The 24,954-nt window shown below is 49.6% G+C and carries 24 protein-coding genes; all 24 read right to left on the reverse strand.

The window, feature by feature from the left end; all coding sequences use genetic code 11:
- Positions 1-25 precede the first annotated feature (25 nt).
- The 24 genes from AC0YNX_RS18945 to AC0YNX_RS19060 all read right to left on the reverse strand — a co-directional run bounded on the left by AC0YNX_RS18945 (position 26) and on the right by AC0YNX_RS19060 (position 24,826).
- The gene (locus AC0YNX_RS18945) at positions 26-397 is read right to left on the reverse strand and encodes a hypothetical protein (protein ID WP_475817272.1); all 372 of its coding nucleotides are present in this window, start codon (positions 395-397) and stop codon (positions 26-28) included.
- Positions 394-777 (reverse strand): flagellar export chaperone FliS, encoded by a 384-nt coding sequence (fliS, locus tag AC0YNX_RS18950; RefSeq protein ID WP_475817273.1) that lies wholly within the window; start codon positions 775-777, stop codon positions 394-396. Before fliS ends, AC0YNX_RS18945 begins: the two co-directional genes overlap by 4 nt.
- 6 nt (positions 778-783) lie before the next feature.
- Complete coding sequence (locus AC0YNX_RS18955) at positions 784-1,152, reverse strand: flagellar protein FlaG (RefSeq protein WP_475817274.1); 369 nt, start codon at positions 1,150-1,152, stop codon at positions 784-786.
- Between the two features lie 77 nt (positions 1,153-1,229).
- Positions 1,230-2,291, reverse strand: a complete 1,062-nt coding sequence (locus AC0YNX_RS18960) for a tetratricopeptide repeat-containing glycosyltransferase family 2 protein (protein WP_475817275.1) — start codon at positions 2,289-2,291, stop codon at positions 1,230-1,232.
- Positions 2,292-2,351: 60 nt separating this feature from the next.
- A complete protein-coding gene (locus AC0YNX_RS18965) occupies positions 2,352-3,161 on the reverse strand; it encodes a flagellin N-terminal helical domain-containing protein (protein ID WP_475817276.1) in 810 nt (269 codons plus the stop codon).
- A 130-nt stretch (positions 3,162-3,291) separates the two neighbouring features.
- Positions 3,292-3,525 carry a carbon storage regulator CsrA gene (gene csrA / locus AC0YNX_RS18970; protein ID WP_475817277.1) on the reverse strand — a complete coding sequence of 78 codons (234 nt, stop codon included), beginning with the start codon at positions 3,523-3,525 and terminating at the stop codon, positions 3,292-3,294.
- 2 nt (positions 3,526-3,527) lie between these two features.
- On the reverse strand, positions 3,528-3,950 hold the full coding sequence (gene fliW / locus AC0YNX_RS18975) for a flagellar assembly protein FliW (RefSeq protein WP_475817278.1): 423 nt from the start codon (positions 3,948-3,950) through the stop codon (positions 3,528-3,530).
- Positions 3,951-4,008: 58 nt separating this feature from the next.
- Positions 4,009-4,575 (reverse strand): DUF6470 family protein, encoded by a 567-nt coding sequence (locus AC0YNX_RS18980; protein WP_475817279.1) that lies wholly within the window; start codon positions 4,573-4,575, stop codon positions 4,009-4,011.
- A gap of 21 nt (positions 4,576-4,596) precedes the next feature.
- Entirely contained in the window at positions 4,597-5,517 is a 921-nt protein-coding gene (flgL, locus tag AC0YNX_RS18985) for a flagellar hook-associated protein FlgL (RefSeq protein ID WP_475817280.1), read from the reverse strand.
- Between the two features lie 20 nt (positions 5,518-5,537).
- Positions 5,538-7,094, reverse strand: coding sequence for a flagellar hook-associated protein FlgK (gene flgK / locus AC0YNX_RS18990; RefSeq protein WP_475817281.1), 1,557 nt, complete (start codon positions 7,092-7,094; stop codon positions 5,538-5,540).
- Between the two features lie 15 nt (positions 7,095-7,109).
- Positions 7,110-7,613 carry a flagellar protein FlgN gene (locus AC0YNX_RS18995; RefSeq protein ID WP_475817282.1) on the reverse strand — a complete coding sequence of 168 codons (504 nt, stop codon included), beginning with the start codon at positions 7,611-7,613 and terminating at the stop codon, positions 7,110-7,112.
- A gap of 20 nt (positions 7,614-7,633) precedes the next feature.
- Positions 7,634-7,900 carry a flagellar biosynthesis anti-sigma factor FlgM gene (gene flgM / locus AC0YNX_RS19000; protein ID WP_475817626.1) on the reverse strand — a complete coding sequence of 89 codons (267 nt, stop codon included), beginning with the start codon at positions 7,898-7,900 and terminating at the stop codon, positions 7,634-7,636.
- 101 nt (positions 7,901-8,001) lie between these two features.
- Positions 8,002-8,421: a flagellar protein gene (locus AC0YNX_RS19005; protein WP_475817283.1), complete on the reverse strand. Its 420-nt coding sequence runs from the start codon at positions 8,419-8,421 to the stop codon at positions 8,002-8,004.
- 128 nt (positions 8,422-8,549) lie between these two features.
- The gene (locus tag AC0YNX_RS19010; protein ID WP_475817284.1) at positions 8,550-9,407 is read right to left on the reverse strand and encodes a ComF family protein; all 858 of its coding nucleotides are present in this window, start codon (positions 9,405-9,407) and stop codon (positions 8,550-8,552) included.
- An 8-nt stretch (positions 9,408-9,415) separates the two neighbouring features.
- Positions 9,416-11,383, reverse strand: a complete 1,968-nt coding sequence (locus AC0YNX_RS19015) for an ATP-dependent helicase ComFA (RefSeq protein WP_475817285.1) — start codon at positions 11,381-11,383, stop codon at positions 9,416-9,418.
- A gap of 324 nt (positions 11,384-11,707) precedes the next feature.
- Positions 11,708-12,382: a hypothetical protein gene (locus AC0YNX_RS19020; RefSeq protein WP_475817286.1), complete on the reverse strand. Its 675-nt coding sequence runs from the start codon at positions 12,380-12,382 to the stop codon at positions 11,708-11,710.
- A 106-nt stretch (positions 12,383-12,488) separates the two neighbouring features.
- Positions 12,489-13,208, reverse strand: a complete 720-nt coding sequence (locus tag AC0YNX_RS19025) for a LiaI-LiaF-like domain-containing protein (protein ID WP_475817287.1) — start codon at positions 13,206-13,208, stop codon at positions 12,489-12,491.
- Positions 13,205-14,335, reverse strand: a complete 1,131-nt coding sequence (locus AC0YNX_RS19030; protein WP_475817288.1) for a hypothetical protein — start codon at positions 14,333-14,335, stop codon at positions 13,205-13,207. The genes AC0YNX_RS19025 and AC0YNX_RS19030 overlap by 4 nt, the downstream gene beginning before the upstream one ends.
- A 29-nt stretch (positions 14,336-14,364) precedes the next feature.
- The gene (locus AC0YNX_RS19035; RefSeq protein WP_475817289.1) at positions 14,365-14,910 is read right to left on the reverse strand and encodes an anti-sigma factor family protein; all 546 of its coding nucleotides are present in this window, start codon (positions 14,908-14,910) and stop codon (positions 14,365-14,367) included.
- Positions 14,907-15,482: an RNA polymerase sigma factor gene (locus AC0YNX_RS19040; RefSeq protein ID WP_475817290.1), complete on the reverse strand. Its 576-nt coding sequence runs from the start codon at positions 15,480-15,482 to the stop codon at positions 14,907-14,909. The genes AC0YNX_RS19035 and AC0YNX_RS19040 overlap by 4 nt, the downstream gene beginning before the upstream one ends.
- Positions 15,483-15,604: 122 nt before the next feature.
- Positions 15,605-16,333: a response regulator gene (locus AC0YNX_RS19045; RefSeq protein WP_475817291.1), complete on the reverse strand. Its 729-nt coding sequence runs from the start codon at positions 16,331-16,333 to the stop codon at positions 15,605-15,607.
- Between the two features lie 6 nt (positions 16,334-16,339).
- Positions 16,340-17,500 (reverse strand): sensor histidine kinase, encoded by a 1,161-nt coding sequence (locus tag AC0YNX_RS19050; protein WP_475817292.1) that lies wholly within the window; start codon positions 17,498-17,500, stop codon positions 16,340-16,342.
- A gap of 71 nt (positions 17,501-17,571) precedes the next feature.
- Positions 17,572-20,289, reverse strand: a complete 2,718-nt coding sequence (locus AC0YNX_RS19055) for a stalk domain-containing protein (RefSeq protein ID WP_475817293.1) — start codon at positions 20,287-20,289, stop codon at positions 17,572-17,574.
- A gap of 151 nt (positions 20,290-20,440) precedes the next feature.
- On the reverse strand, positions 20,441-24,826 hold the full coding sequence (locus AC0YNX_RS19060) for an Ig-like domain-containing protein (protein ID WP_475817294.1): 4,386 nt from the start codon (positions 24,824-24,826) through the stop codon (positions 20,441-20,443).
- Positions 24,827-24,954 lie beyond the last annotated feature (128 nt).

Genomic DNA, 24,954 nt, shown 5'->3' on the forward strand with positions numbered 1-24,954 from the left:
CGGCAGGGGTCATTTGTAAGCCATTTTATTGATGTTCATCCAGAAAATATCCTTCCGCCTGCATATAAGTCGTCTGGTACTTGCTGCGCGCCATCTCAGCTTTCTTAAATTGACTTATATGCCCGTTCAAAACTCCGCGTTGTTCTGATAGCTTCTCTGCAATTTGTCTTTCCATTTCGACACATTCAATAATCGGCTCTCTCAAACTCCGTTTATCAATAGGCATACCGCCGCTGTTGCACAACTCGTCAATTCGCCCTCTCGTTAGAGATTGAACCGTTTGAAGCTGCTCCAATCTTTCAATAGCGGATTCATTGCTCAAATCCAGCTGCAAAATTTCCAGAGCAGTTGACTTCAACCGCAGAATTAACTCTTGTACGGAATCCACTGCATTCATTTTGCACCCTGACTCTTCACTTGTTTAAGCGCTTGTGCCCATGTATCGCGAAGCTCCTCAGTCATCTCAAAAGCAACTTGAAGACTTTCTTTGCTCATACGCATGTTCGCTTCAATCAGCTTGTCCTTAATAAAAGCATACAAGCTAAACAGATTGCGAGAAATATCATATTGCATATTCAGCGTAGCTTGAAGCTCTTCGATAATATCGAGCGCACGCTTAATGTTGGTATTTCTCGCTTCAATATTTTTATTCTCGAGATGCTCCCTAGCCTGTTTAATAAATTTAAGACATCCGTTATAGAGCATCAATGTAAGATCACCTGGATGAGCCGTATTGACTTGAGTCCTCGCGTAAATATCCTGGGGCCTGGCATTCATCTGTTTCTACCTCTTTTCATCGACGACTCTACCGTTAATTTCCTGAAGTTTATCGATTAAATCTAACAGTTTCTCATTCGGATACTCATGAATGACTTCTTTCGTATCCTTCTTCAACACTTTGACAACAATGTCTCCTGACGGCTTATGCACGCTGTATTCGACATTACTCTCCATGCCCGCACGTACTTTATTCGCTTTCTCCACAGCCTTCATAACGACGCGTTCTGAAATCGTGAGATCGGAATCTGATTTTTGCTTCAGATCTTGCGTTGTCGGAAGCAAATTCGTGTTCGCACCAGATGCGGCAGCGATATCCGAAGTCTGCTTAGCTGTGGGTACGTACCCCACTTGATTGGCTTTGTTTATTTCCACGACCTACACCCCTTATATAAAGTTCTCTACCAGTAATATCGAACTTTCCGCTCCTAATTTTTAGAGGGTTTGTGAATTTATTGCCGTAAAGCCAATTGATTTAACCTTTCTTGTGCTGGCACATAGTTCGATGCAGCAGAAGATCTATAATAATGAAGCGCCTTCGCCGTATTTCCCGTAATTTCATAATAAACAGCCAGATTATATTCCGCCTTATATGAACCTACACCATCAACAGACGTATACTTCGATGTATCCCCTATCGCTAGAGCTTTCAAGAAGTTAGATTCAATTTCGGCAATCTTACCTGTGTCCATAGCCAACAATCCAAGCAAGAATGGCATATCTGGAAATTGCGGATAGTCTGTCTGCACAGCACTTAGCAACTCTTCAGCTAGCGCACTTTGTCCAATTTCCTTTAGCGTGTAGCCCAGCATAACAAGCATGACAGGGTAGTACAGCTGCCCCCTTTCATTTACAGCAAGACACCGCTCAAAGGCGTCGAGGGCCTTGTCCAGCTCCTTATTGGAGTGGTACAGCTTCCCTAACTGATATAACATATAACCGTCTTTCGGGTTATGGCTTAAATGTTTATTATACAGCTCCACATATTTGCTTACTTTCGATCCATCCGCATATTGTTCTTCCTGATATCCATAGTGATATATGATCATCTCCGATGTTTGGAACGGAGCTGGTTGTCGATGGTGATACAGCATCTCATGTACGATGCCGATAAATTGAAAGTCACGCTTATTCGGGAAGAAGCGAACCATACGATGTTTATGCGCTTCATCGTTAATCGTGGTTATAATCGTAACCGCGGCAGCGCTGTCCGGCTCCTTCGCGATAAATTGTTCAATCTGATTCTCAATATCATGATCGAGTGCTTCATCTGCATCCATTATTAGAATATATTTGCCTGTTGCATGGGAAATACTGTTGTTTCTTGCAGCAGCAAAGTCGTCCATCCAAGTAAAGCTTGCTAGTTTTGCACCTAGCCTTTGAGCAATTTCTACTGTTGCGTCAGTTGAACCGGTATCAACAACGACCTTCTCATAGGATGCAGGAATACTGGTTAATGCCCGTTCCAAATTCGCCTCTTCATTTCGTACAATCATACAGACAGATACGAGCATCTAGACCCTCCATTAAAAAAAAAGCCCATTGAAATTTCAATGGGCTTTTTCCAGTTAAAATTAGTGCAACAATTGAAGAACGCCTTGTGGTGCTTGGTTCGCTTGAGCCAACATTGCTGTAGCAGCTTGCTGCAGAATGTTGAACTTCGAGTAGCTCATCATTTCTTTCGCCATGTCTGTATCACGGATACGGGACTCAGCTGCTTGCAGGTTCTCAGTTGTCGACGCCGTGTTATTGTAACGGTGCTCGAGTTGGTTCTGAACAGCACCAAGCTCGGAACGGCCAGTGTTAACAGTGCCGATTGCAGTGTCGATTTCAGACAGCGCGGATTTTGCACTTGCAGCAGTCGAAATGTTAGTGAAAGTCAGAGTGCTAATAGTTGCTTTCGACAGGTCAATCGCAACGACGTCAGCGCTGTTGTCGCCAGTTTGAATCGAAACAGTCCCTTTCGTACCGTTCAACAGAGTGATACCGTTGAATTTCGTGTTGGATGCGATATCAGTTGTGATCGAAGTAGCGAGCTTCTGATACTCGTTATCCATTGCTTTCAGGTCAGTAGCGTTGTACGTACCATTGTTTGCTTGTGTAGCAAGCTCTTTCATACGAGTCAGCATGTCGGAAACTTCGTTCATCGCGCCCTCAGCTGTTTGTACGAGAGAGATACCGTCTTGAGTGTTACGTTGTGCTTGGCTAAGCGATTTGATTTGTGCGCGCATTTTCTCGGAGATCGAAAGACCTGCAGCGTCATCTGCTGCACGGTTGATACGGTAACCGGAAGACAATTTCTCGCTGGATTTGCCTTGTTGAACGTTGTTGAATGCCAAGTTGCGGTGAGCATTCATTGCATTAATGTTGTGATTGATAATCATTGAAAGTTTCCTCCCTGAATGTTTGTTTTCCACTTCCATGTGGAACCGGCTGTTAGCCTTACACATTATTTATCGGAAGAACTTAATGAAAGTTTAGAGTGATTTCAAAAAAAGAATAAAAGGCTTCTGCTTAATTTTTCTTTAAGCTTGAGAGCTTTTTCAAGTCATTCAGATTTACCTGAGTTTGCATTGCTTGCTTATTGCTTGCTTGCACAGCTTCGTATACTTCTTTACGCAGTATACTAACCTCGATCGGCGCATTAATGCCAACCTTAACCTGATCCCCATCAATCGCAGAGATAAAGATCTCGATATCGTTATTGATGATGATGGACTGACCTTTTTTCCGGCTCAATATAAGCATATCTATTCACCACTTCCCACTGATTCTGCTTTAAAGAGCGGTTCCACCGTACTGTATTTACGCTTCGGTGGAAGGACTGTCTGTTTCCCTTGTTCATTCTTCACATTCAGAATAATCGGAGCAAGCAAATTGATTGTAGATGCATGGAAAGGCTCATTGATTGTTACGATCGACAGAATGCAGACGTCTTCAGGAGCTTGAATGCCCAGAAGCTGATTATCCTTCTCCTCTAACTCAACCCAATAGTCCGGATAAAACGAGAACGGGGAGACGACTAGAAACTCAACACCTTCCTGATTAACGCTTCGCAAATAAGCAAAATGATCATTCTCTTCCACCACAGATATAGCAAACTCATTGCATTGATCGAAACCAAGTATAGTGCCATTTAATTGAAACACTTTATCCTGCAAAAAATTTAGCAAGTAAAAAGCCCCCTCAAACGAGATAATGCTATAGCATGTGCTATAGCATCTCTTTGTATTATTTGTACCAATCATATTGACTCGCTTGAATATCAATACTATTCTGCTGTTTCATGTAGATGTTAACTGAACCGGGATTATATTGAACATCCAATTGAGGAGAGGAAGCTTGCAATTCAACTGGATGCGGCACACCTGTAACTTCTGCAGGATGAGCCTGATAATTGATTTTCACATTTGTGTAGGAGGGTGCTGTCGTATACTGAACCGGATTTGGCGCACGGTAATTCTGCTTCGCAATCTCAGCAAATGGATTCTGCGGATTCGTAATCTGAGCCATGCGATGCCCCTCCGATACGATTCGAGCGATTCCCTGAAGCGCGATGCCTTTGCTCTGGCTATAGATCATCGACATCCACTCTAGATTGGGCCCTTTCCCAAGTGCCGACCAGGCAGCCGAAGAATCGATGTTCAAATCACCAGGTGGCGAATTGATTTCAAGTGTTCCAGGTGGCTGTTTAATAGACAGCTCCGCAGCTTGCGAATGCATCTCTTGACTAGCATTCTGTGTCTGTATGGCAATTTGCCCGAAGGTTTGTTGAATAGACACCTTAGATAAGTTCATAGTCGAATCACCCGCTTTGGATTATCTTAAGTAGTCCATCAGGCTCGGCTGGATAATCTTAGCCCCAACGGAAAGAGAGGCCTGATACACATTCTGATCTTCTTGCAGTTTCGTAATCGTCTCTGCCATATCCGCGTCTTCTACCTTGGAATCAAGTGCCGTAATATTGGTGTTCATATCGTCAAGGCGATTAGCCATCAGATCAATACGGTTCGATCTTGCCCCTACTTCTGATCGGACATTTAATATTTTATCCATTCTGCTGCTAAGCTGATTCATCAAGTCTCGCGCCTTCTCCTGATCGCCTGACGAGAAAGCATTCTGCAGCCCTTTTAACACTGAAAATAGGTTATCTGGGTTCGTTTCGGGAGCTGGAGGAGCTGGGTTGGCCTCGCCAAACACTTCATTGCCCGTCACATTAATGGGAACCGTAACGCCTGCCGCAAATGTATAGTTGATGGATTGGGTATCCGTTTGCTCATACGCTGCATTTGCAGATGTGTATGGAGTTTGATCTGTAAGTTGTCCATTGAAAATCGATTTGCCGTTATATTTATCATTAGCAATCGTTACGACTTGGTCATAAATCGTTCCCATCTCTGCAGAAATCGCATCCAGAGCTGTCTGTGGGTTTGTTCCGTTTACGCCTTGATTCGTAATCTCGGTGGCACGCTGCAGCGTATCCGTCAGTTGGCTTAGAATGGTATCCGTGTAATCAACAAATGACTTCGCGGAGTCCACATTCTTCTGATACTGCTCATTTATGGAGAGCTCACTGCGATAACGCAGCGCATATGTAATACCGACTGGATCATCAGAAGGCTTGTTGATTTTGAGTCCTGTTGCAAGTACATTCTGCCCAACGTTCATACGTTGCAGATTATTATTGACGTTACTAAGCAATTGCGAATGCATCATGCCTTGAGTGATTCTTAATGCCATTTAATTGCCTCCTCTTCCGGTTAGCGACCGACTTGACCTGTCCCATTAATAAGCTTATCTAGAATCTGATCGTAGGTTGTCATAAAGCGTGAAGCTGCTCCGTATGCGTGCTGAAATTTAATCAAATTAGACATTTCTTCATCGAGCGATACTCCGCTCACCGATTGGCGACTAGCATCCACTTGTTGAACAAGATTCTGCTGGTTATCATACTGTCGCTGTGCCTCTTGCCCTTGAACGCCGAGTTGTCCGACAAAAGATTGGAAATAATCGTCAATCGTTCCACTCTGGACTCCATTTGTGCTTGAAGTAAAGGAGAACGAGGTGTCTTTGAGATTCGCCATCAATAATGCCATCGTATTATTACCTTTAACCGCAACTTCGTTCGCACCAGTTCCTGTAGTCCGTAGCGATGTCGCAATTAAGCCGGAATCATTGGCCAGATCGGGATTCAGTTGAATGCTTGAAGCTGTAATTGAGCCGTTAGTAGATGTGAAGAAATCCCTACCTGATTGAGCAGGAGTTTCAAAGGTATAGCCAAGTCGATATAATCCATTCAGACCCGCGACGTTCACGGTAACATCTGAATTAACAACGCCTGAATAATCTACACCGTCGAAAACAGAACCAGTAGGCAAAACGGATCCTGCTGGAATAGTTACAGACAAATTACCATTAGCAATGGTATTCGCAAGTGTATCCAACTGCTTCATATAATCTCCAACGTATTTCTTCTGTGATACAAACATACCGAATACTTCGCCGTCGTTTAAGTCACCTGTTCCGTCCCCGGTACCATACGCCGCTGTCAAATCCTCTAAGGTGGTTGGAGTTGCTGTAGCGCCGGAAACTAGTGAAACGTTGCCCATCGAAATGTCATAGCCTTGTGGCGTATTCGTCACATTGATGTTCACGATTTTAGACAAATTATCCGTTAACAGGTCGCGTTGATCTCTGAGATCGTTCGCATCATTACCTAAACCTTCGACCCGTTCGATTTCTACGTTCAAGCTGGAGATTGTGGAGATCGTCGAATTAATTTCGCTCACTTTAACTTGAATGTTAGACGTCAGGTCATTGTTAAAATCGTTCAACTGCTTGCTCATTTGATTAAAGGCATCGGTGAGAGCCATCGCATTTTCACGAACGATTTTACGTCCGGTTACGTTCTCAGGATCTTTGCTAAGATCTGACCATGACTTCCAAAAGTTGTCCATAACCGTCCGCAGTCCAGAATCTGAGGGTTCGTTCACAATACTTTGAAGCTTGTCCAATGTGCTTGCTTGTACTTCCCAGCTGCCTAGCGATTTATTCTGGTTTCGGAATTGATCGTCTAAGAATGATTGACGAATGCGAGTAATCGATTGAAATTCGACACCTGTACCGATTTGTCCCGGTGTACTTGAACGCTGCATCCCGGGATACTCCATCGGTCTAGCAGCCGTCATATTGACAACTTGTCTGGAATAGCCCGCTGTATTGGCATTTGAAATGTTATGCCCTGTTGTATTCAATGCGGCAGTCTGTGTAAACAAACTTCTCTTCGCCGTTTCGATCCCCATGAAAGAAGACGTCATGCCTTAGTTCACTCCCTATCCTCTTGTATTGAAAATACCAGATCGCACATTGGTGTTATAACCTTGACTATGGGGATGCTGATAAACAACATCACTGTTCGGGTCTTCCACCATCAAATCGATGGAATAATCTATAAATTTAAGAGACTGCTGAATAAGCTGCTGATTAAGCCCACTTACTCTCTGCAGATCTTCCAGTAGGCTCGTTAACGTGTGATGCAGGTCAGTTAGCTGCTGCTTCTCGCGTGGCGATGTCACGGTACGGATCATCTCGCTGATCTTGCCGCCTTTATAGCGAAGCATCCCGAGACTCGTAAAGTATTGGCCGCACAGCCTCATACGCTGCTGCTCCAGATCATCTGCCGCCTTCACTAACTTCCGTTCCTTCTGAAGCGCCATATTCAGCTGCTCCACTTGGTTATTTACAAGATAAGGTGTTTTTTCATTCGCCAGAGCAAGTAGTTGACCATACACATCAGCCTGCTGCTCAAGCGTTGCGATAATTGTTTCTACATTCACGAGGCTCACCTATCTTGTCGTTAATTTTTCAAAAAAGGAAGCAGCTTCTCAGCGATCTTGCCGGATTCCACGTGATAAGTGCCGGAGTTAACCGATTGCTTCAAGTTGTCTATCAGCTGGCTGCGGTCGGCGCTGCTTACACGGCTGCTAGATAGCATCTCTTGCGCCTCTGCTGAAATTTGCACCTCGTCTGTCTTGCGCTTGCGGTTAGAAGCTCCTGTCTGCAAGTCGTTCTGTTTCTGATATGGATTTACCGCATTAATCCGCTGCGTCTGATTGATCTTCATCATAATCCCTCCAAAACATATAAAAAAGCCGATAACTCTATCTAAGAGTATTATCGGCACATTACGTTAATATTTTATAGGAAATGCAAAGGAAACCGCAATCATTCGCCTCTGTCCAAATTCCGGTAGGCAGAAGCAGCGGAGGATGGTGTTTTTTCAGGGGCTTTGGTAGAAGTTGAAGTCTGAGTCGAGCGATACTTGTTTACTTCCGTCAGCAGCTTGGCTCTACAACTATCACACTTCGTATGATCACGAATCAAAACACCGCACATCTCGCAAGGATACATCAAGTTCGGAGCATTCACTAGCGAAATCCGGCCCTCACGAATAAACTTCGTAATCTGCTTGATGGAAACTTCGGTTGCATCAGCGAGCTCATTAATATCGGTACCCTTATTTTTGCGAAGGTAGTCGGAGCATAAGGTATATTCATGATCAATATCTTTTATACAATTTCCGCAAACATCACGAAAGTTTTTGGCAAACAGCTTTCCGCAGCGAGGGCAATTACCGAGATCCATCGTTCACTGCTCCCTTCATTCATCCATTGGTGACTTCATATTAACTCATAAAAGGACAAATTTCACCACCTTTTTCACCAACTTTTAGCAGGATTAGTTCGTTATGTACTAAAAATGATTCTATTGTCCTATGAGCGCGCCAACGTAAGAATGTAGAGTTCCACGACAGCGGTCGGCTTGTGCCTTCGAATTTCTTCTGCGATTGCAACTGCGCAAGCATTCGCCGTACTTCCAGTTGTATATATATCATCGACGATAACGAGGCGGATATGGGTTTGGTTTAACTCTAATAGCATGCTCGAGGTGAGCGCTGGGTCTGCTGCAAAGAGATTATTCGTATCACGCAAGCGCGCTCCTCTGGTCTTGTAGCTCTGCTTAGAGCTATGGCGTGTTCTCTTCAAAATGGGATGAAGCGGAGTCTGTACGTTTGCCGCGAGGTAAGCGCCAAGTCGCTCCGCTTGATTAAACTCGCGCTCTGCCAGGCGCTCGCTGCTTACGGGAACCGGAATAATCGCATCAATTGGAGGAAGCGATTCAACACGGGCTTCCCGGGGAGGAAGCTCCTTCGATAGACCGCGATAAGCAGCTGCCAGCATCTCGCCAAACAATGGAGCGAGCGCTTCGTGTCCCCTATACTTATAGAGCGCGAGCCATTCCCGAATGCGAGCATCGTATCGCACAGCCGAACGGTTGCAGAGAAAAGCTGCATCGCTGCGGCGGGAGCAATCTGGACAATACTCGGGGCGGCCGCAAACCATGCAAGCCATTCGGGTAATCCACGGGATTTGGCGAAAACAAGGCGCGCACAGTGAGGGGAATTTCGGATGACGCGGTCTGCTGTCTGCGTTACTGCAGATTAGGCAAACGCTGGAGGCAGTGGTAAGCAGCTGAACCGACTGCCGCATTGCAGTCATGATCGATCGGAGCTTGGCAGGGATGGTGATGGGCAACACATTGGGGGAGACGGGAGAGCTAACACTGGACATGAAGACAATCAGCTCCTTTCCTTGCGGGATAGTAGGAAACCTTTGCGGCGTGCGATTCGGTTCATGGTTTTAATTTGCCGGATAGCGGACTGCTGCGATCGCGTACGGGAGGAACCGAAGAAGTAGACCATGCCCGCAGGGTCGTCGCTGGACCTCCCCGCTCGGCCTGCCATCTGGATAAGCGAAGCATCGTCAAACAGCTTGCCATCCGCATCAAGAATATACACATCGATCTTCGGTATTGTGACACCGCGCTCGAGTATCGTAGTCGTAACAAGCAGCCGAATCGCTCGTTCCCGAAAGCGAGTAACTTTCTTTGCACGATCATCGTCTTTGGATGAAGTGCCTTCAATGACAATACCAGGAAAGCTGGTTCGGAGCATGCGAACAAGCGGCTCGACCTCACGAATCTGCTGAACAAACAAGAACAGCTGAGCGCCGCGATCAAGCGAACGTTGAATCGATTGGACAAGCTTCCTCGGGAAGCGGCGCCCGCCTAGAAGTTTATGCACAGGCGGGATGCTATGCTGCTTAGGCACCGGAAGCGGATGCCGATGAAACCTCACAGGCACGCGTGCATGCGCAAGACGGCCTTTCTTTGCCGCGCTGCGAAGGTCTGCTGGCGGTGTTGCCGACAACAGCACGTTCACCCCGTCAGGCTTGCATACCTTATCGGCGGCATACTGGAGCATTGAATCGTTATGATAAGGAAAAGCGTCGATCTCATCGATTACGACCAGATCAAATCCATGTTGAAAACGGAACAATTGGTGTGTCGTGGCGATCGTAATCTCGCCCTGGTCCCAGCGCTGGTTGCTCCCGCCGTACAAGGTGACTACAGCCGCGGCAGGGAATGCTTTGCGAATTCGTGGATCTAGTTCCAGAACAACATCACGGCGCGGAGTTGCGATTAACGCCCTTCCCCCTCGCTGAATTGCAGCTTCAATAAGCGGGAAGATCATTTCGGTCTTGCCCGCTCCGGTGACTGCCCAGAGCAGGAATTTGCGCGGAGCACTTGGGTGGCGGGTAGGCGGTCCCGCCATGTAACGCAGCGCCGCGGCTGCAGCCTCGGCCTGGGCAGAGCTTAGTGCCCAGGATGCACTTGGCGCGAGGGTAGCGCTTGGCACGATGGCGGCGCTGCGCACCTGCAGACTTGGCGTGCCAAGGATGAGCAGGCCGCACTCACGGCTGCGGCCCATGGTGAGGCACGCCTCGCAGTACGCGCATGCGCGGCCGCATCCCGCGCATGGAGTGCGGCGCATTCGCGCCGTGCCGCTGCCGCAGCGCTGGCAGCGGAGCCGCAGGCGCGGCCTTGCGCCTAGCGCCGCACGCCACCGGAGCAGCCGGGGCTGCGGCTCCGGGGCGACTGCGCCGCCTAGGCGCAGCAGGCCGAGCAGCGCGGCCAGCTGGAGCGCGGGGGCTGCCGCGCTCCACGGCTGCGGCGCTGCGCCGGCCGGCTCGGCCGCGCCTGCGGCCCCAAGCAGGGCGAGCGCTTCGCTGCTGAGCAGCGCTCGGCCCTGCAAGAGCGAAGCTGCGCGGCAAGCTCGCGCAGCCAGCTCCGCCGCGTCCGCCGTACCTCCGGACGCAACAACCCGAACCGCATGGGCAACCTCCCGCTCCTGAATCGGCAAGCCTAAGCGGACATCGAATGCCCATGCTTCCTGAACAAGGCGCGTTAATTCCTCGCGCAGACCATGCTCGTCCCGAGCTTTGCCGGACCACCTCGCTGAAACTTGCGCAGCGTGCCCTAACGGTATCGGAGCTGACCACGCCATAACAGCATGCGCATAACCAGCCTTTTCCTCAAAACGGACTCCTCCACTCCGATCTGTCGCAGCGCTCCATTGCTGGGCTACCTGCTCAGCTACCTCCCTATATCCGCTTTCCAGCAAGTAAGCATAATCCACCTCAGGCGCTACGGACCAACTAGCCCACGATTGCCCCTGTGCCAATACCGCATACACAACAACCTGCATACCATAACCACCTCTCCCTTCTCCGCTCGCTCAAACCACTATCTCTCTGGTTTACTGTTTTCCAATTCGGCGGCAAACTTAAGTTGCAGCTATCTATTTCACGCTCGTACGCTTGTACGTTCCCAAGTATCACTCCTAACCACTAGCTCCAGCCCCCTTCCCTCAAATCCGCACAACAAAAAAGCACACCCCAAAACTGCCAAAGGCAGCTTCTACGGGTGTGCTTCACTCGTCCGGATATTCAGTTGTTACGATTATACATCGACCTCCGCGGCACTGCAATCCCTTGTAAGAACAGCGCAGGGTCTTCCCGCATCTCTTCCGTCAATACGGCAGCTTCGACAAGTCCGCCGGATCTCGCAGATCAATTAATACCGCATGTTCCTTCGCAGAAACAATGCCTTCAGCCTGGAGCATCCATAACAGATTCGTCGGTTCAACGGAAGCAGACTGCTTCTTCGCTCGCGGCTTGCGCGATTTCCAGAGGCTCACACGGAAGCGTTGCCATTTTGAAGGTCTGTGCCCGAGACTTGCATCAGGCTTTTGCCCATTCGTTACGATCTTCTGTACGGTTTGTTGTGGATCGCCAGCACGCAATGCTTCCTTCCCACTACGCTCGTCGGCTGTCACCGTAGCCGCACGCCCTTTTACAGATGCGAACCTTCCGCGTGTCTCCATCACAGTGCCGGTATACTCATTCTGCAAGGTAGCGGAGTGAAAATCGACATTCATGCCCATTCTTGCAAAGCACCTCGCGATGCCCAGCGTATCATCATGCGAACCGCGCTCAACGACAGTCACTTTCACTTCTGTGCCGGTAAAACGAGAGAACCGCCTAAGCGATCGCATATACCACTCCATCTGCAGCTGGTGGTTACCCGCGATTAGCACGTAATGCTGCACATTACGCTGTCGCTTCCAGGTAAGCGCGTATGCGGCATGGACGGCAGCCGCTGCCAAGGCGTAACAACCGAAGATCCATAATAGTACTGGAATCAAGGCAGCCACCTCCTTTTTTGTGACATCATATGCCGCGAAGCGCCCATGGGTGACGGACATTCACGGACAAGTCGCAAAAAGGGGCTTGCCTGTCAGCCTAAAAATACTACTGTATGACTTGCCATCCCTTCGGCAGACTAGGTCCCGGCGGCATCATCATCCCTGACCCTTGCCTAATGCTAACCGCCTTCTCGCGCGGCAGCACAATCGTAAGATCGCATGACGGCGTACCATCGTTCAGCATATGCCGTTCCTCCGAAGGCTGTTTCACCGTTACGTACAGCGCATCTCCTACCTGTCGCGTCTCGACCAGCTCCGGTGATCCAGGCGCCGCAGCATCCTTCTGAAGCTCAAATCGGCAACCACCGAACGCTTGAACCTGACTGCTGCCGCTGCCGTCGGCATCGAGATGAACACGGCCGTTCCAGTAACTCTCGCCTTGTACCACGATCCGTTTCACGTCAGAAGCAATTGGCTCCGACACCGCTTTGGCCTCTACACGAACCTGCTGCGCGCCGATGCTGCCACGCACCTCATCGAGCAACCCAGATGCGCTTACTGTCGTAAACACCAGACAACATCCGCCCAGCGCCGCTACGACGATAATGCTGAACAAGTCATATCGAAGAATCACTGCCTGCTGTTCGGATTTGCCGCGCCATAGATAGATGACGATCTCAATTCCGAGTAAAATAAGCAGCATGGGCCACCAGACAATGCTCTGGTCCAGCCACTTAACCCCGCCAAGAGTGGAAGCCATCAGCATGACGCCCATCGCAATGAGAGCTGTCCCCATCGACCAAGTTCCTACACGCCATTGTCTCATTCCGGCTTCACCTCTTTCTTGCCAGTGAGCAGCTTAACGCCCGCTCCGATAAGCAGCAATGCGGTCAGTCCAGTCTTGAAATAGTAGCGAATGCTCGAAGAGAGCTGCCAGTCCCAGAATCGCTGCACATAATCGAGCAGTATCCGATCGGCGAGATAGTATAGTCCAAGCGCCATAAGTCCGATTCCGAGCCATTTCTGCTGATGAATAAGCCAGTCGACTATCGGCACATCCTCAAGCTGCCCTTCCCCGCTGTTCAGACGGGATTGCTGCTGCAACGCGTCAAAGAAAGAGAAGCACCAAAGAATCGGTACGATAAACAGAAACAACGACAGGTGCAGCACGTCGAGAAGATAGATCGACAAGAGGAAGCCTGCCATGAGCTGAAGCCCTCTTTTTTGCAGACCGAGATACATGTGACCCGCTCCCGGCATAATCGAGAGTACCGTCGAGAGCCATTTGCTGCGCTTGCCCCCTTGGCGGTGCTCCTCCCAATCCTCGAGGACGGACTTATCCTGCAGCGTCACGCCCGACTGCTTCAATTGCACAAGTCGAATCGCATCAAACATGCCGAAGATCCAAATAATCGGCAGTGCAATGAGGAAGGTCAGGAAGCCTGGCTGATCCGCCCAGATTGCTATAAAGACGATCATCGCGAACAAGCCGAAGAAACCAATCATCAGATTCAGCCCCCGCTGCATAAGCCCCAGCTGCAAATGGCCAAGCCCTGGAATAAACGACAACAGAATCGTATAAAATTTCTCTCTGGACCTGTTCTCCATCTCCTCAGGGGACGGGGATGGGGAGGAGGTATACATCACGCTATCCATCTGGTCCGAGACATACATCGGATGAGCCGGCGGGGCTGTAATTGCTCGATTGCCTCCGCTATGACGGATGAGATAGATAATGAGATCCAAGAAATTAATGATCCAGGTTACCGCGGAGAAGAATAGCCCCATGAAGAGAAAGCCTTCCTCATCGGCGGATCCTGCTATAATCGCGAAGAATAAGAAGCCAATGCATAATAGAAGGTACAGCATCCCTCGTCCCGGGCGACCGACATTGAAATGCCCGATGCCCGGCAGAAAGCCTAGAAACAAGGTCAGCACTGGATTTTTGACCACAACGCTCTCTCCTTTACTTATATAATTGATTATTTGTTCGGCTTCTCGACCATCGCATCAATAACGGCAGATGTCCGTTCCATGATGGAGGTCGTTACCGTATCTTGCTTACTAAGCTGCTGCTCCTCCCAATGCTCGGGCTGGTCAGCAAGCTTCTGGAATACTCCTGTCGACATGAGCAGCAGCATGACGCACACCGCAATGAGATAATGAATGAGCGTCTGTTTGCGACTTCCTCTGCTCGTCTTCTTGCGCCGCTGAACCTCTGCCTCGCCTGCATTTTGCTGAGGAGGGGATTGGACTGCCGCAAGCTCTACCTCAGGAGTCGTTACAAGTCTTGGCTCTAACGCTCTTACCTGTTCCATGACTCGCATTGTGATTGCATTCGCAGCCTGCTCGCTTAGATGCTCCACCTGCGGGCCACCTGCATCCGCATCCACATTCGATAGCAAATCCATATACCGCATCAAGCACTGCTCGCACTCTGCCAGATGCATCTCCGTCTCAAGCCTCTCTTGCTCCTGCAGTCTATCCTCCGCGTAATCTCGCAAGTTCGTTTCGTCCCGATGGTTCATTCCAAATCCTCCTCCTTCCAATGCTTGCGCATCCATTGTTTCGCGCGGTACAACTTCGATTCGACACTCTTAATCTGCAGCTGCTCCCTCTCTGCAATTTCCTTCTGCGGCCGATCTTCCAGGAAATACGAGCGTACAATGCTGCGATATCCTTCCGGCATCGCGCCGACCAACGCCCTCACTCGTCGCCTGCGATCTCGCTTCAATACCTCCGTCTCGGCAGGCAGCGCATGAAGCTGAACCGCCGGCGTTTCGGTACTTGCTGCAGCTTCACGCTGGAGCAGCTCCGTCTTGCGGGCATTGCTCCGTTTGCAGTCAATCGCAAGATTAACCGCTATCCGCGCTGCCCACGTCTTGAATCCTTCACCCCGATAGTTCCCGAGGGAGAGGTAGATTCGGACGAATGCTTCCTGCAGCGTATCCTCCGCATCTGCCGTATCCCGCAGCACGCTCCAGATTAGCCGGTACAGCTCGTCCCGGTACTGCGCTACAAGCTCGCTGTACGCCTCCTGGTCCCCATTTCGAATTTGTGCAATTAACGCTTCGTCCCGAATCTCTCTCCCCCCTCTCACCTACAATAGACGATTGTGCCCTCGCTTACCCCTGCACTTCGCACAAACTTTTTTGAAGATGACATACAAAAAGCTCCCGCCATCAAGCGGAAGCTTCTTTACGTTACTATGTATGCATCGAATTATAGCGTGACCCAGCCAAATTTGATGGAATTAATAACTGCTTGCGTACGGTCATCCACTTCCATCTTCTGCAAAATGCTGCTGACATGGTTTTTAACCGTTTTCTCGCTAATAAACAGGAACTCGCCAATCATCTTGTTGCTCTTGCCCTCTGCCATGAGACGAAGCACTTCAGCTTCACGGCGTGTTAGCGGGTTATTCTCGCCTGCGATAAACTTCACGCCAGCCTCACGTGTTGCAGCCGCTCCTGAAGTTGCGCCGATCTCATCGAGGTACGTCATGCGGCGCAGCTGATTAATCAGCTTGCCCGTTACCTTCGGATGGATGTACGCGTAACCGCTCACAACTGAACGAATGGCATTTGCCAGCGCCTCTGCCTCCATATCCTTGAGCAGATAGCCGCTTGCACCTTTGCGAAGCGTCTCGAAAACGTAGCTTTCATCATCATGGATAGATAGAATAATAACCTTGACCTCTGGGAAAATATCCCGCAGCCGTTCCGTTGCAACGACCCCATTCTCAATCGGCATATTAATATCCATCAGGACGACTTCCGGCTTGTTCTGGTTGCAGAATTCGAGCACTTGGATGCCGTCATTGCACTCGCCGATGACTTCAAGATCTTCTTCCATATTTAGAATCCGCTTTAAGCCTTCGCGGAATAGCTGGTGGTCATCAGCTATCAATACTTTAATTTTGCGTTTGCCGTTTACAGCATTGATTTCCATCGTCAATTACTCCTTTCTTTGATCCGGATTTATCGGGATATGAATAATAATTTTGGTGCCATTATCAATCTTGGACTCAATCTCCATCCTTCCATCGAGCAGTTCAACCCGCTCGCGCATGCCAATCAGCCCGAAGTGGTTACTGTCGCTTACCTGCGACTCCAACGCATCGACATTGAAACCTACACCGTTATCTTTCACGACAATCTTCATCATTTGGCCTTGATACGTAACCTCGAGCGAGACGAAGGATGGGTTCGCATGCTTGAACGCATTCGTGAATGCTTCCTGGACCATGCGGAAGATCCCCGCTTCCATTGCCGATGGAAGTCGAATTTCCTTGCCGATCGTATCGAACATCGCGCGAATTTTACTTTTTTCCTCAAAATCTTGAATATATTTGCGAAGTGTTGGCACAAGTCCCAGATCATCTAAAGCCATAGGTCGCAGATTGAAAATGATTTTGCGAATTTCTTCGATGCCGGAGCGCACTTGACTCTTCAAATCTATTAATTCTTCCTGGACGATTTGAAATTCCTGCTTAACCAGCATTCTTTCCGCAATTTCCGTCCTAAGAACTATATTGGCGAGCGACTGGGCAGGACCGTCATGAATCTCTCTAGCAATCCGCTTGCGCTCTTCTTCCTGTGCCAAAATAATTTTCAAACCAATCTGCTGTCTGTTCTTAGCCGATTCAAGAATGCGAGTGACCTGCGTAAGGTCACCCGACAAATATTCAAGCACGACGTTGATTTGCGAAGCGATGGATTCCGCACGCTCTATCGACTTCTCTACGCCCCGCACACGCTGCTGTAATTCATCGCGGCGAGACTTCAAGTAGGTCTCTTTCTCCCTGAACACCATGAGATCGAGCTGCAGCTGCGTCGCTTTCTCGTAGGCCGCTTTAATGTCCTCTTCCTTATATCGGACAAAGTCGCGACTTACTTCAGTCAAGCGGATTCGCGCTCTGCGATAATCCAGCTCCAGCTTATCAACCTTATCGATAACGGCTCCTGTTTCAGCAATAACCTGGTTCAGCTCTTGGCCTAGGGCAAACATTTCCTTGCGCGCGGACTCGCAAATTTCGAAGATTTGATATTTGCTGTCCTCCATCACAAGAACCGCGTTTTTAATTACACGATCAATGTCGTTAATGCGGTAATCCATGCTCTTACGGCCCACTTTCTACAAGTTCTACTCATTCTATCATACCACATAACGGTAGACTGGCGGGCATCTTAAGAAACGGTAATCCTGCCCAATTTCTGCTCCCAATTAACCGTCAGACCCAGCTGCTCGGACACGAGACGAACTGGAATAAGCGTCCGTCCGCTGCGCGTAATCGGCGCTACTTCAGACTGCTTGCGTACGCCTGTGAGCAAGAAGTCCGTTTGGCCTACCTGCATCTCCAGCAGCTTGTCGCCGCGAAGCACGGATACGCGCTTCGCCTTCGCATCCCAGCTTACCTGCGCACCCATTGCCTCGGATATAAACCGCAGTGGCAGGTATGTGGTCCCATTCAGCAGCAGCGGCGCGACATCCAGTTGGTATGCCTTGCCGTCTACCTTCGCGCCCTTGGAACCGAGCTTCAGCTCAATCGGAACCCGCTCCGGCTCGGGTGTAACCGCAGGGTATTGGAAGGATAGATTATCCCAGCCAATCGTGCCTGTCAGCTCCCGCTCATCCTGACCGTCCGCTAGCGAAGCGACATAGAGCCGCTTAAGCGTAATTGGATACGCCATCTGATCGGCTGGCAAAGACACCTTAATCTTCTTCCATCCCGTCCAGTCGACCTGTTTTGCAATCGTTACTAATTGGGCTGCGCCTTTGCTGTCAATGAACTCAGCCCGAATCCAGTTCAAGCTGTTGTCACCCATAACGTCCAGCGTCATCGACGAAGGATTGCCTTCTACCTTGCGTCCGCTGCCGTTCAGCACCGCATAAGCCGCCTTCGTACCGGTCCCACCTGTGAAATCATAGGCGAGCTGCAGGACATTCGTCGTATTCGTGCCTGACAATCCCGATACAACGGTAGAAGTTCCCATTACACCATTCGTACCTTGGAACGAAATTGGGTAGGTCTTCGCTTCAAAATCTTCAAATTTTTTGTCGGCGCCCGCCGCGAGTACCGCCATCGCAGAAAAACCGTCATAACGGGCGATCAAATATCCCGCCTTTGCAGCTGCATTCACCGTTCCAATCTTCAGCGTGCCGCCGCTCATCGCGCCTGTGAACCCGTTCATTTCCCATTGCAGCGATGCCGCCGGTACCGTTAGCTTCCGGCCGTCCGTAAGCGTCACATGAACCGGAACGGAAAGTGACATGCCTGCCTCAAGCACGGCCGCGCTTGGATCCACGCTCATCGAAGCAATCTGTGCGCCCCCGATAATTTCAACCGGCAGCTTGTCGCTAATCGCGCCCGACTTCACCGTAATAGACGTCTTGCCTGCTTTGGAAGCTGTGAACGTATTGCCCGCGAAAGTGCCGAGCGCGCCGTCCACATTCCAATTCTTCGTTAATGTACTTGGATCGAGCGGATTGTAGAACGAATCGTAAGCAGTCATATCATATGCCGCCTGCTGTCCGATAAAGAGGACGCTGCTGCCTTTGGCAATGATGCCTTTCAATTGCCCTGTTGGCGCGGTCGTGAAGACGCCGAGACCGTTCGCCACTTGACGCTGTGTTGTGCCATACTCCGTCGGGAAGGCAAGCAGCGTGCTTGTATCCCCAAGCGGGCGGTCAATCATCGTCGTCGAGCCGCCGCCGTCGAGGTTGACGCCGCGCCATACATTCAACTGCACCATCAATTGCTGTAGCTCAGGCAGTGTCACGCCTTGACTTGACGTGCTGTCCTCAACCGTTATGATAAAGACTTTCTTGCCATCCTTCGAATAGCCCACAGCCGTACGTGCACGGTCGCTGTTTGGACTGATACTGCTTGGATTGCGCGAGTATGCAGACGCTGCGCCTTGATCCACGAGAATGGTATGGCCTCCGATTACCATTTGCAGCGAATTCGGGTCTACCTTCTCCCCAGTCGATTGCGCAATCAGGTTATAGTTAGCCGTTACCTTCTGGCCGACTTGAAGATGCTCGCGCGCATATTGCGCTGCCTTGCCGTGCGTACGCAGTATGTAGCCGTCTGCCGGAATTGCGCCAGTGATCATGCTATTGTCCGCAAACTTGGTGACAACGCCATTCTGCACGAGTACCTCCGTCGGCGTCGTCGCGCTATCTGTGCTATCAGGCCTCGTCTGCGTCCATGCGCTTGTATAGATGTACATCGCATTCACGTGGCTGTACGCATCGTCCGGATCCATTCGGTAGGCCGCCTTGTTAACGCCGGTCAGAGCGAACGTCGTGCCGTCTCCTGCCTTCACTTGTCCCTCAAAGCCAAACATATCAATGAGCGGCTTACGGTCCTTCGTCACGGCAAAAGCATACATCCCCGTCAGCTTGGATGGACTTGAAACCAATGTCCCTCCAGTGACTTCTGTACCAATCGGCGCCCCTTTGCCACTGCTCGCGGTATTGAAGTAGTCGCCATTCACACCGGCTATCGCGCCGGAGTTCTTCACCATATTGCCGACAGAGCTTACGCCTGTTACCGAACCGGTCTTGCCATTCATGACATCAAGCAGTACATACGGATTCGTTAAATCTACTTCTATGACATGCACGTTCGACAATACTCCGCCAGGCTTGCTTGTCCATGTATAATCGACTCGTTTCGCGCCTGCTGTCAGAATCTCTTCCCCAAGGCGCACGAGCTGTGCTTGTGTTGTTGCCGCTACTATATCATTGCCCGCTGCGTGTGCAAATGTAGGCAATAGAATGGATACCGGCTGAATGAGCAATGACGCTCCTAATGACAGTACAAGGAGCCGCTTCGCATGCTTCTTCTGTTGTGGCTGCAGCAGCTGCGGCTTTCTATCAAGACTCTTATTCCTGTGCATTTTTCTCGCAACTCTCCCATCTCTTAATCTATCTCTATATATAGACTATGAAACTAGTGGAAAGTTACATGTGATAGAAGAATGCTATCGACATCATTCGACCGACAAAAAAAAGCTATCCGATCCCAAAGGACCGAATAGCTCCATTCACCTAAACATTGATAAATTCTAAGTAGGTCAGCAGTCGCTTCACCATAACAGCCGCTTCCGCACGCGTTGCATTGTTCTTGCCGCCGAACGCGCCGTTCGACATTCCGTTAATGACGCCTGCCTCAACTGCCTTCGCCACGTCTGTCTGCGCCCATGTCCCAATTTTGCTGCGGTCACTAAACTTCTTCAGCACATTCGCAGTGGTTTGCTGCAGGACGACTTGGACACCGGCAGCGCTTGCTGCACGGACCATCATTGATGCCATCTCTTGACGCGTCACTGGACTGTTCGGCTTGAAAGAACCGTCTGTCATCCCTTGGACAATGCCCGCCTTACTCGCTGCGCCTATATAAGCGGCAAGGATCGTGTTCGTGTTCACGTCCTTGAACTTCGCCGCTGCGCTGCGGTCACCCGTAAGACCGAGTCCCTTCGCGATGAACATCGCAAATTCGCCGCGCGTGATTGCTTTATTCGGAGCAAAGGTCGTCAGCGTATTGCCTTCGACAATAAACTTGTTTGCTAGCAGAAGGATGTCGTTGCGAGCCCAGTGCTTCGTAATATCCGTATAGGATACGGAGCCTTTCACAACGGCATAAACGCTGTTGCCTTTGCGCTTGAAGCTCACGACGCTTTGGCCGTTCTCTTGCGTCACCTGCGTCGGTGCATAAGAGATTTTGCCGGATTGCGGATCTAGCCATACAACCGCGATTTGTCTGCCATCTAGGCTCGCGGAAGTCTTGATCGTACGGGTTACAAAGCCGCTGAAATCATCAAAATGCTTCGTTTGGCCATTGCTGGTCACCGCGAGGTCGAAGCTTATCGGACTAACGAGCGTTTGAACACGCGCGCCGTTCAGCTGAGTCGTCAGTGGCGTTGCCAACGCGCCTGCGTTCGTATCTATTGATACGACCAGCTGGCCGACGGCGCTCGCTGCATTCATCATTTGGCCGAGCTGCGTATAGTTCAGCGCGCTAAGCGGAATTTCATAAGTCGCATTCTGGTATGCGATCACGAATGACGCATTCGGCGTCGCCTTCTTCACGGATTCCAGCGCCGCTAATGGAAGTGCAACCATTGCAGCCTTCTCTGTACTCGGTACGGTGAAGACAACCCTAGGCAACATGCCACCTGTCTTGCGAATCGTATTGTAGGCGTTATTGACCGTCTCCGCCGTAAGTGCAAACTGGTTCACGGAGTTTCCTGCTGGCGACACGGCGGACATCGTCGTTGCTGCAGACGTCTTGATACCGAGACCGCCTCCTGTTGCCGAGGTGTAGTCGCCACTTGAGCTGTCATCCCAAGTTGTCTGATTCGCAGCAGTCTTATCCGTGAAGGACGCTGCTGTCCCGCCAGTCGTTGAGCGAATGCCGACGGTGCTCGAGCTGTAGCTCACCGCCACCACGTCGCCGACATTTACCGGCGTGTAAAGCGTCAGTACGACAGTCGAGCCGCTTACTGACACTGAGGAGACCGGACGAGCCGCTGCGTTAACCTTCACCGCAAACAATGAAGTCGCCGGTTGATACGCTGTATCCAAGATCGAATCGAATGTAATTGTGATGCTGTCGCCTTTGGCAATCATGCCGTTAAGCGCCATTGTACCTGTTGAATTATCCGCATTAGCCTGCTTGCCGCTGAATACAGAAGCAACGTTACCGCCCAGGTCTCTCAGCCAAGGAGAACCACCCGTGTAAGACACAAGAACAGACTCACTGGATAAAGCAGCAGACGTTAAAGTGATGAGTACCTGGGAACCGCTGATGCGAATGTATGAAATAGATCGCGTTACGCTATTTACTGTCACATAGTAAGATGAGACCGGCGGAACATAAGAAGAATCCAGATCTTCATTATAGTTGAGAGTAATCGTCGAACCTGTCGAAGTAACCGACTGCAGCACCGGAGATGTCGTATCAACCCCGTTCTGAATCGCGAAGTTGCTGAATGATACGAGCGCGTTGTTCGACAAATCCCGGATTGGATAAGAGCCGGACGAATACGAGAGCGTGACCACTTGCGATGACGTAGCAGCGGTGCCGCTGTAGGATATAAATAAGGTATCGCCAGCTGCAACGACTTGCGTGACGCTACGGGATGAACCATTAATCTTAACGCTGAACTGCGTATACGCATAAGTACTAATGCTTGCAAGTTCCTCGCTCAGATCCAGCGTAATCATGTTTCCGCTTATGGAACCGCTCAGCTGCTTGGGAGCTGTTGTATCCACTACATTCGTTACACTCAAACTTGAGAAGCTCGCCGCCAGTGTTCCTGTTAAATCTTTGACAGGGGTCGCTCCTTGCGAATACGAGACTTGTACCGATTGCGTGTTGGACACCGTCCCTTGCAGCGTCAACGTAACGACCTTACCTCTAACCGAAACCGCTGTAACCGCTCGGCTGCTTCCGTTCGCGGTTACGTAGTAATTCGCTGGCACTGGCGTAGCTCCCACGCTTGAATCCAAGGTTTCATTGTACGTGATCGCAACCTTTGTACCGCCAATCAGCTCCAACTTTGATACTATAGGGGCACCAGACGTGCTGCTGGAGGTTTGGAATGTCCATTGGTAGGTATTCAGAATGCCGTTAAAATTATTACCTACCATATCTGTAACGGTATCGGAAGCAATCTCCACATAATAATTAGTTGAAGTTGCCATCGTCCCCGTAGCGTCGATTAACAACTTCCGATTGTTCGTCGAATCAATGGATAACGTCGTATCAACCGGCGAACTGAACGAACCAGACACCTGCTTTAACTTCACGCCGGAGGTGTTTCCAATCTGAATCTGCTCACTGAACAGCACTTCGAAATGAGCTCCTGTAACAGGTACGTCAACTGATTCATTGTCAGGTGTCAATGTTACAATCGACGGCTGAACGGTGTCTGTCGTTACTGTAAACTTCCACCCAGTTTGACTGGTTAATCCAGCATAATAGTTGCCGTTTGAATCAGAGAAAGCTTGACTGTCAATCTCAACATAATAGGATTGACCATTGGTAAGCCTCTTTGTGCTGTCTGTTACTGTAATTGCTGTTGTACCCCCACCGTTTACATTGCTGGAACGTACATCATAGGCGGCAAACTCAGCGCCTGATGGATAACTGCGAATGGTTATATTTCCTCTATCTTGATAGACTGGCTCACTGAAATTCATTACAAGCTTAACCGTTGTTGATGCTTGAGTGCTAAGTGGCTCCCTGTTCGCTAGCAATGTCGGGGGCGTTGTATCATTGCTTGCATTCGTTGTGAAGTTCCAAGCTGTTGCATCAGAGATCCCTTCATACTGCTGGTTGGATGAATCAATGAACGCACCTGCATCAATAAGCACATAGTATCCTGTATTCGCCGCTAGATTGCTTGTTGGATTGATAATGATATTCGTACCGCCGCTTCCATTAGCAGTCGTAATGTTGCTGGATGTCACGTTCATGGATTGAACCGTGCTATTATCAGCGATCTTCTTAATTATAATCGTCTTAGACGGTGATGCGCTGTTTACGTACACTCGCTCTGGAAAACTAAGCACCAGGTTGGAATCGACAGGTACTCCATAAGAATTATCCTCAGGCTGTAAGGTAACGGTACCAAGTGGCGGCACCGTTGTCGTAAATCGCCATACATTCGTTCCAATGCCAGCGAATGAATTGCCGGAAGCATCCTGAAAAGCACCGCTTGGTACATTAACTTCATACCGTGTACTGCCTTTAAGCACATTCGGCATTTGAACGACAATGGTATCCGTTCCGCTGCCCGTCACATAAGGTGAATTGACAGAAATACTTTGTTTGTCGGTAGATCTGGCCGTATTGGTAATCGTGATGCTGCCGCTTGTTGCGAACACAGGCTCACTAAATACCATCGTTAGCGTACTATCTACCGCAGAAATACCATTAGGAATAGGTGATAAAGGAGCCGTTCTTGCTAACACTGGAGGAACCGTATCTGCTCCAGCAAGCGTCGTGAACGTCCAATCTACAGCGCTTGATAGCCCTGTATAAATAGCTCCATTGCCTTCGTTCGCGAATGCACCGCTGTCAATCGTCACATAATAGCTCGTGTCCAGCTGAAGCGTGTTAGTCGTTGGCGTAACCGTCACGACGCTGTGGTTGGCAGAGCTAATTGCAACCTTGCTATCGCTTGCGACTACATATGATGCGACGACGGTGTTGTCCAGCTGCTTACGGATTTGGATCGCAGCTGAGCCCGTTCCTTTTTTTACATTTTCATCAAAAGTCAAAATCAGCTTCGCGTTTGTAGGCACATTCGACCCATTATTCGAAGGCGAGAAGCTTGAAATAACAGGTCCGCTTGAAGCTGCCAATACCCGCGACGGTACGGCCGCGATTCCGCCAACTGTGAATTGTACGACCAATAATGCTGCCACTAAGAAAGATATCCATCTACGATTTCGGACCAAACTCATTCACTCCCCAATTAAAGACACTCGTACTATGTTTTTCGGTTGGGAGCGCTTCGAAATGAAGACATATACATCAAAATTCCCATGAAAAA

The organism is Paenibacillus sp. J31R98 (assembly GCF_056269245.1).

What these genes read in the sequence shown, in the direction of transcription:
- AC0YNX_RS18945 (WP_475817272.1), bottom strand. Translation starts at nt 397, where the DNA reads ATGAATGCAGTGGATTCCGTACAAGAGTTAATTCTGCGGTTGAAGTCA.
- fliS (WP_475817273.1), bottom strand. Translation starts at nt 777, where the DNA reads ATGAATGCCAGGCCCCAGGATATTTACGCGAGGACTCAAGTCAATACG.
- AC0YNX_RS18960 (WP_475817275.1), bottom strand. Translation starts at nt 2,291, where the DNA reads ATGCTCGTATCTGTCTGTATGATTGTACGAAATGAAGAGGCGAATTTG.
- AC0YNX_RS18965 (WP_475817276.1), bottom strand. Translation starts at nt 3,161, where the DNA reads ATGATTATCAATCACAACATTAATGCAATGAATGCTCACCGCAACTTG.
- csrA (WP_475817277.1), bottom strand. Translation starts at nt 3,525, where the DNA reads ATGCTTATATTGAGCCGGAAAAAAGGTCAGTCCATCATCATCAATAAC.
- AC0YNX_RS18980 (WP_475817279.1), bottom strand. Translation starts at nt 4,575, where the DNA reads ATGAACTTATCTAAGGTGTCTATTCAACAAACCTTCGGGCAAATTGCC.
- flgL (WP_475817280.1), bottom strand. Translation starts at nt 5,517, where the DNA reads ATGGCATTAAGAATCACTCAAGGCATGATGCATTCGCAATTGCTTAGT.
- flgK (WP_475817281.1), bottom strand. Translation starts at nt 7,094, where the DNA reads ATGACGTCTTCTTTCATGGGGATCGAAACGGCGAAGAGAAGTTTGTTT.
- flgM (WP_475817626.1), bottom strand. Translation starts at nt 7,900, where the DNA reads ATGAAGATCAATCAGACGCAGCGGATTAATGCGGTAAATCCATATCAG.
- AC0YNX_RS19005 (WP_475817283.1), bottom strand. Translation starts at nt 8,421, where the DNA reads ATGGATCTCGGTAATTGCCCTCGCTGCGGAAAGCTGTTTGCCAAAAAC.
- AC0YNX_RS19010 (WP_475817284.1), bottom strand. Translation starts at nt 9,407, where the DNA reads ATGTCCAGTGTTAGCTCTCCCGTCTCCCCCAATGTGTTGCCCATCACC.
- AC0YNX_RS19015 (WP_475817285.1), bottom strand. Translation starts at nt 11,383, where the DNA reads ATGCAGGTTGTTGTGTATGCGGTATTGGCACAGGGGCAATCGTGGGCT.
- AC0YNX_RS19025 (WP_475817287.1), bottom strand. Translation starts at nt 13,208, where the DNA reads ATGAGACAATGGCGTGTAGGAACTTGGTCGATGGGGACAGCTCTCATT.
- AC0YNX_RS19035 (WP_475817289.1), bottom strand. Translation starts at nt 14,910, where the DNA reads ATGAACCATCGGGACGAAACGAACTTGCGAGATTACGCGGAGGATAGA.
- AC0YNX_RS19045 (WP_475817291.1), bottom strand. Translation starts at nt 16,333, where the DNA reads ATGGAAATCAATGCTGTAAACGGCAAACGCAAAATTAAAGTATTGATA.
- AC0YNX_RS19050 (WP_475817292.1), bottom strand. Translation starts at nt 17,500, where the DNA reads ATGGATTACCGCATTAACGACATTGATCGTGTAATTAAAAACGCGGTT.
- AC0YNX_RS19055 (WP_475817293.1), bottom strand. Translation starts at nt 20,289, where the DNA reads ATGCACAGGAATAAGAGTCTTGATAGAAAGCCGCAGCTGCTGCAGCCA.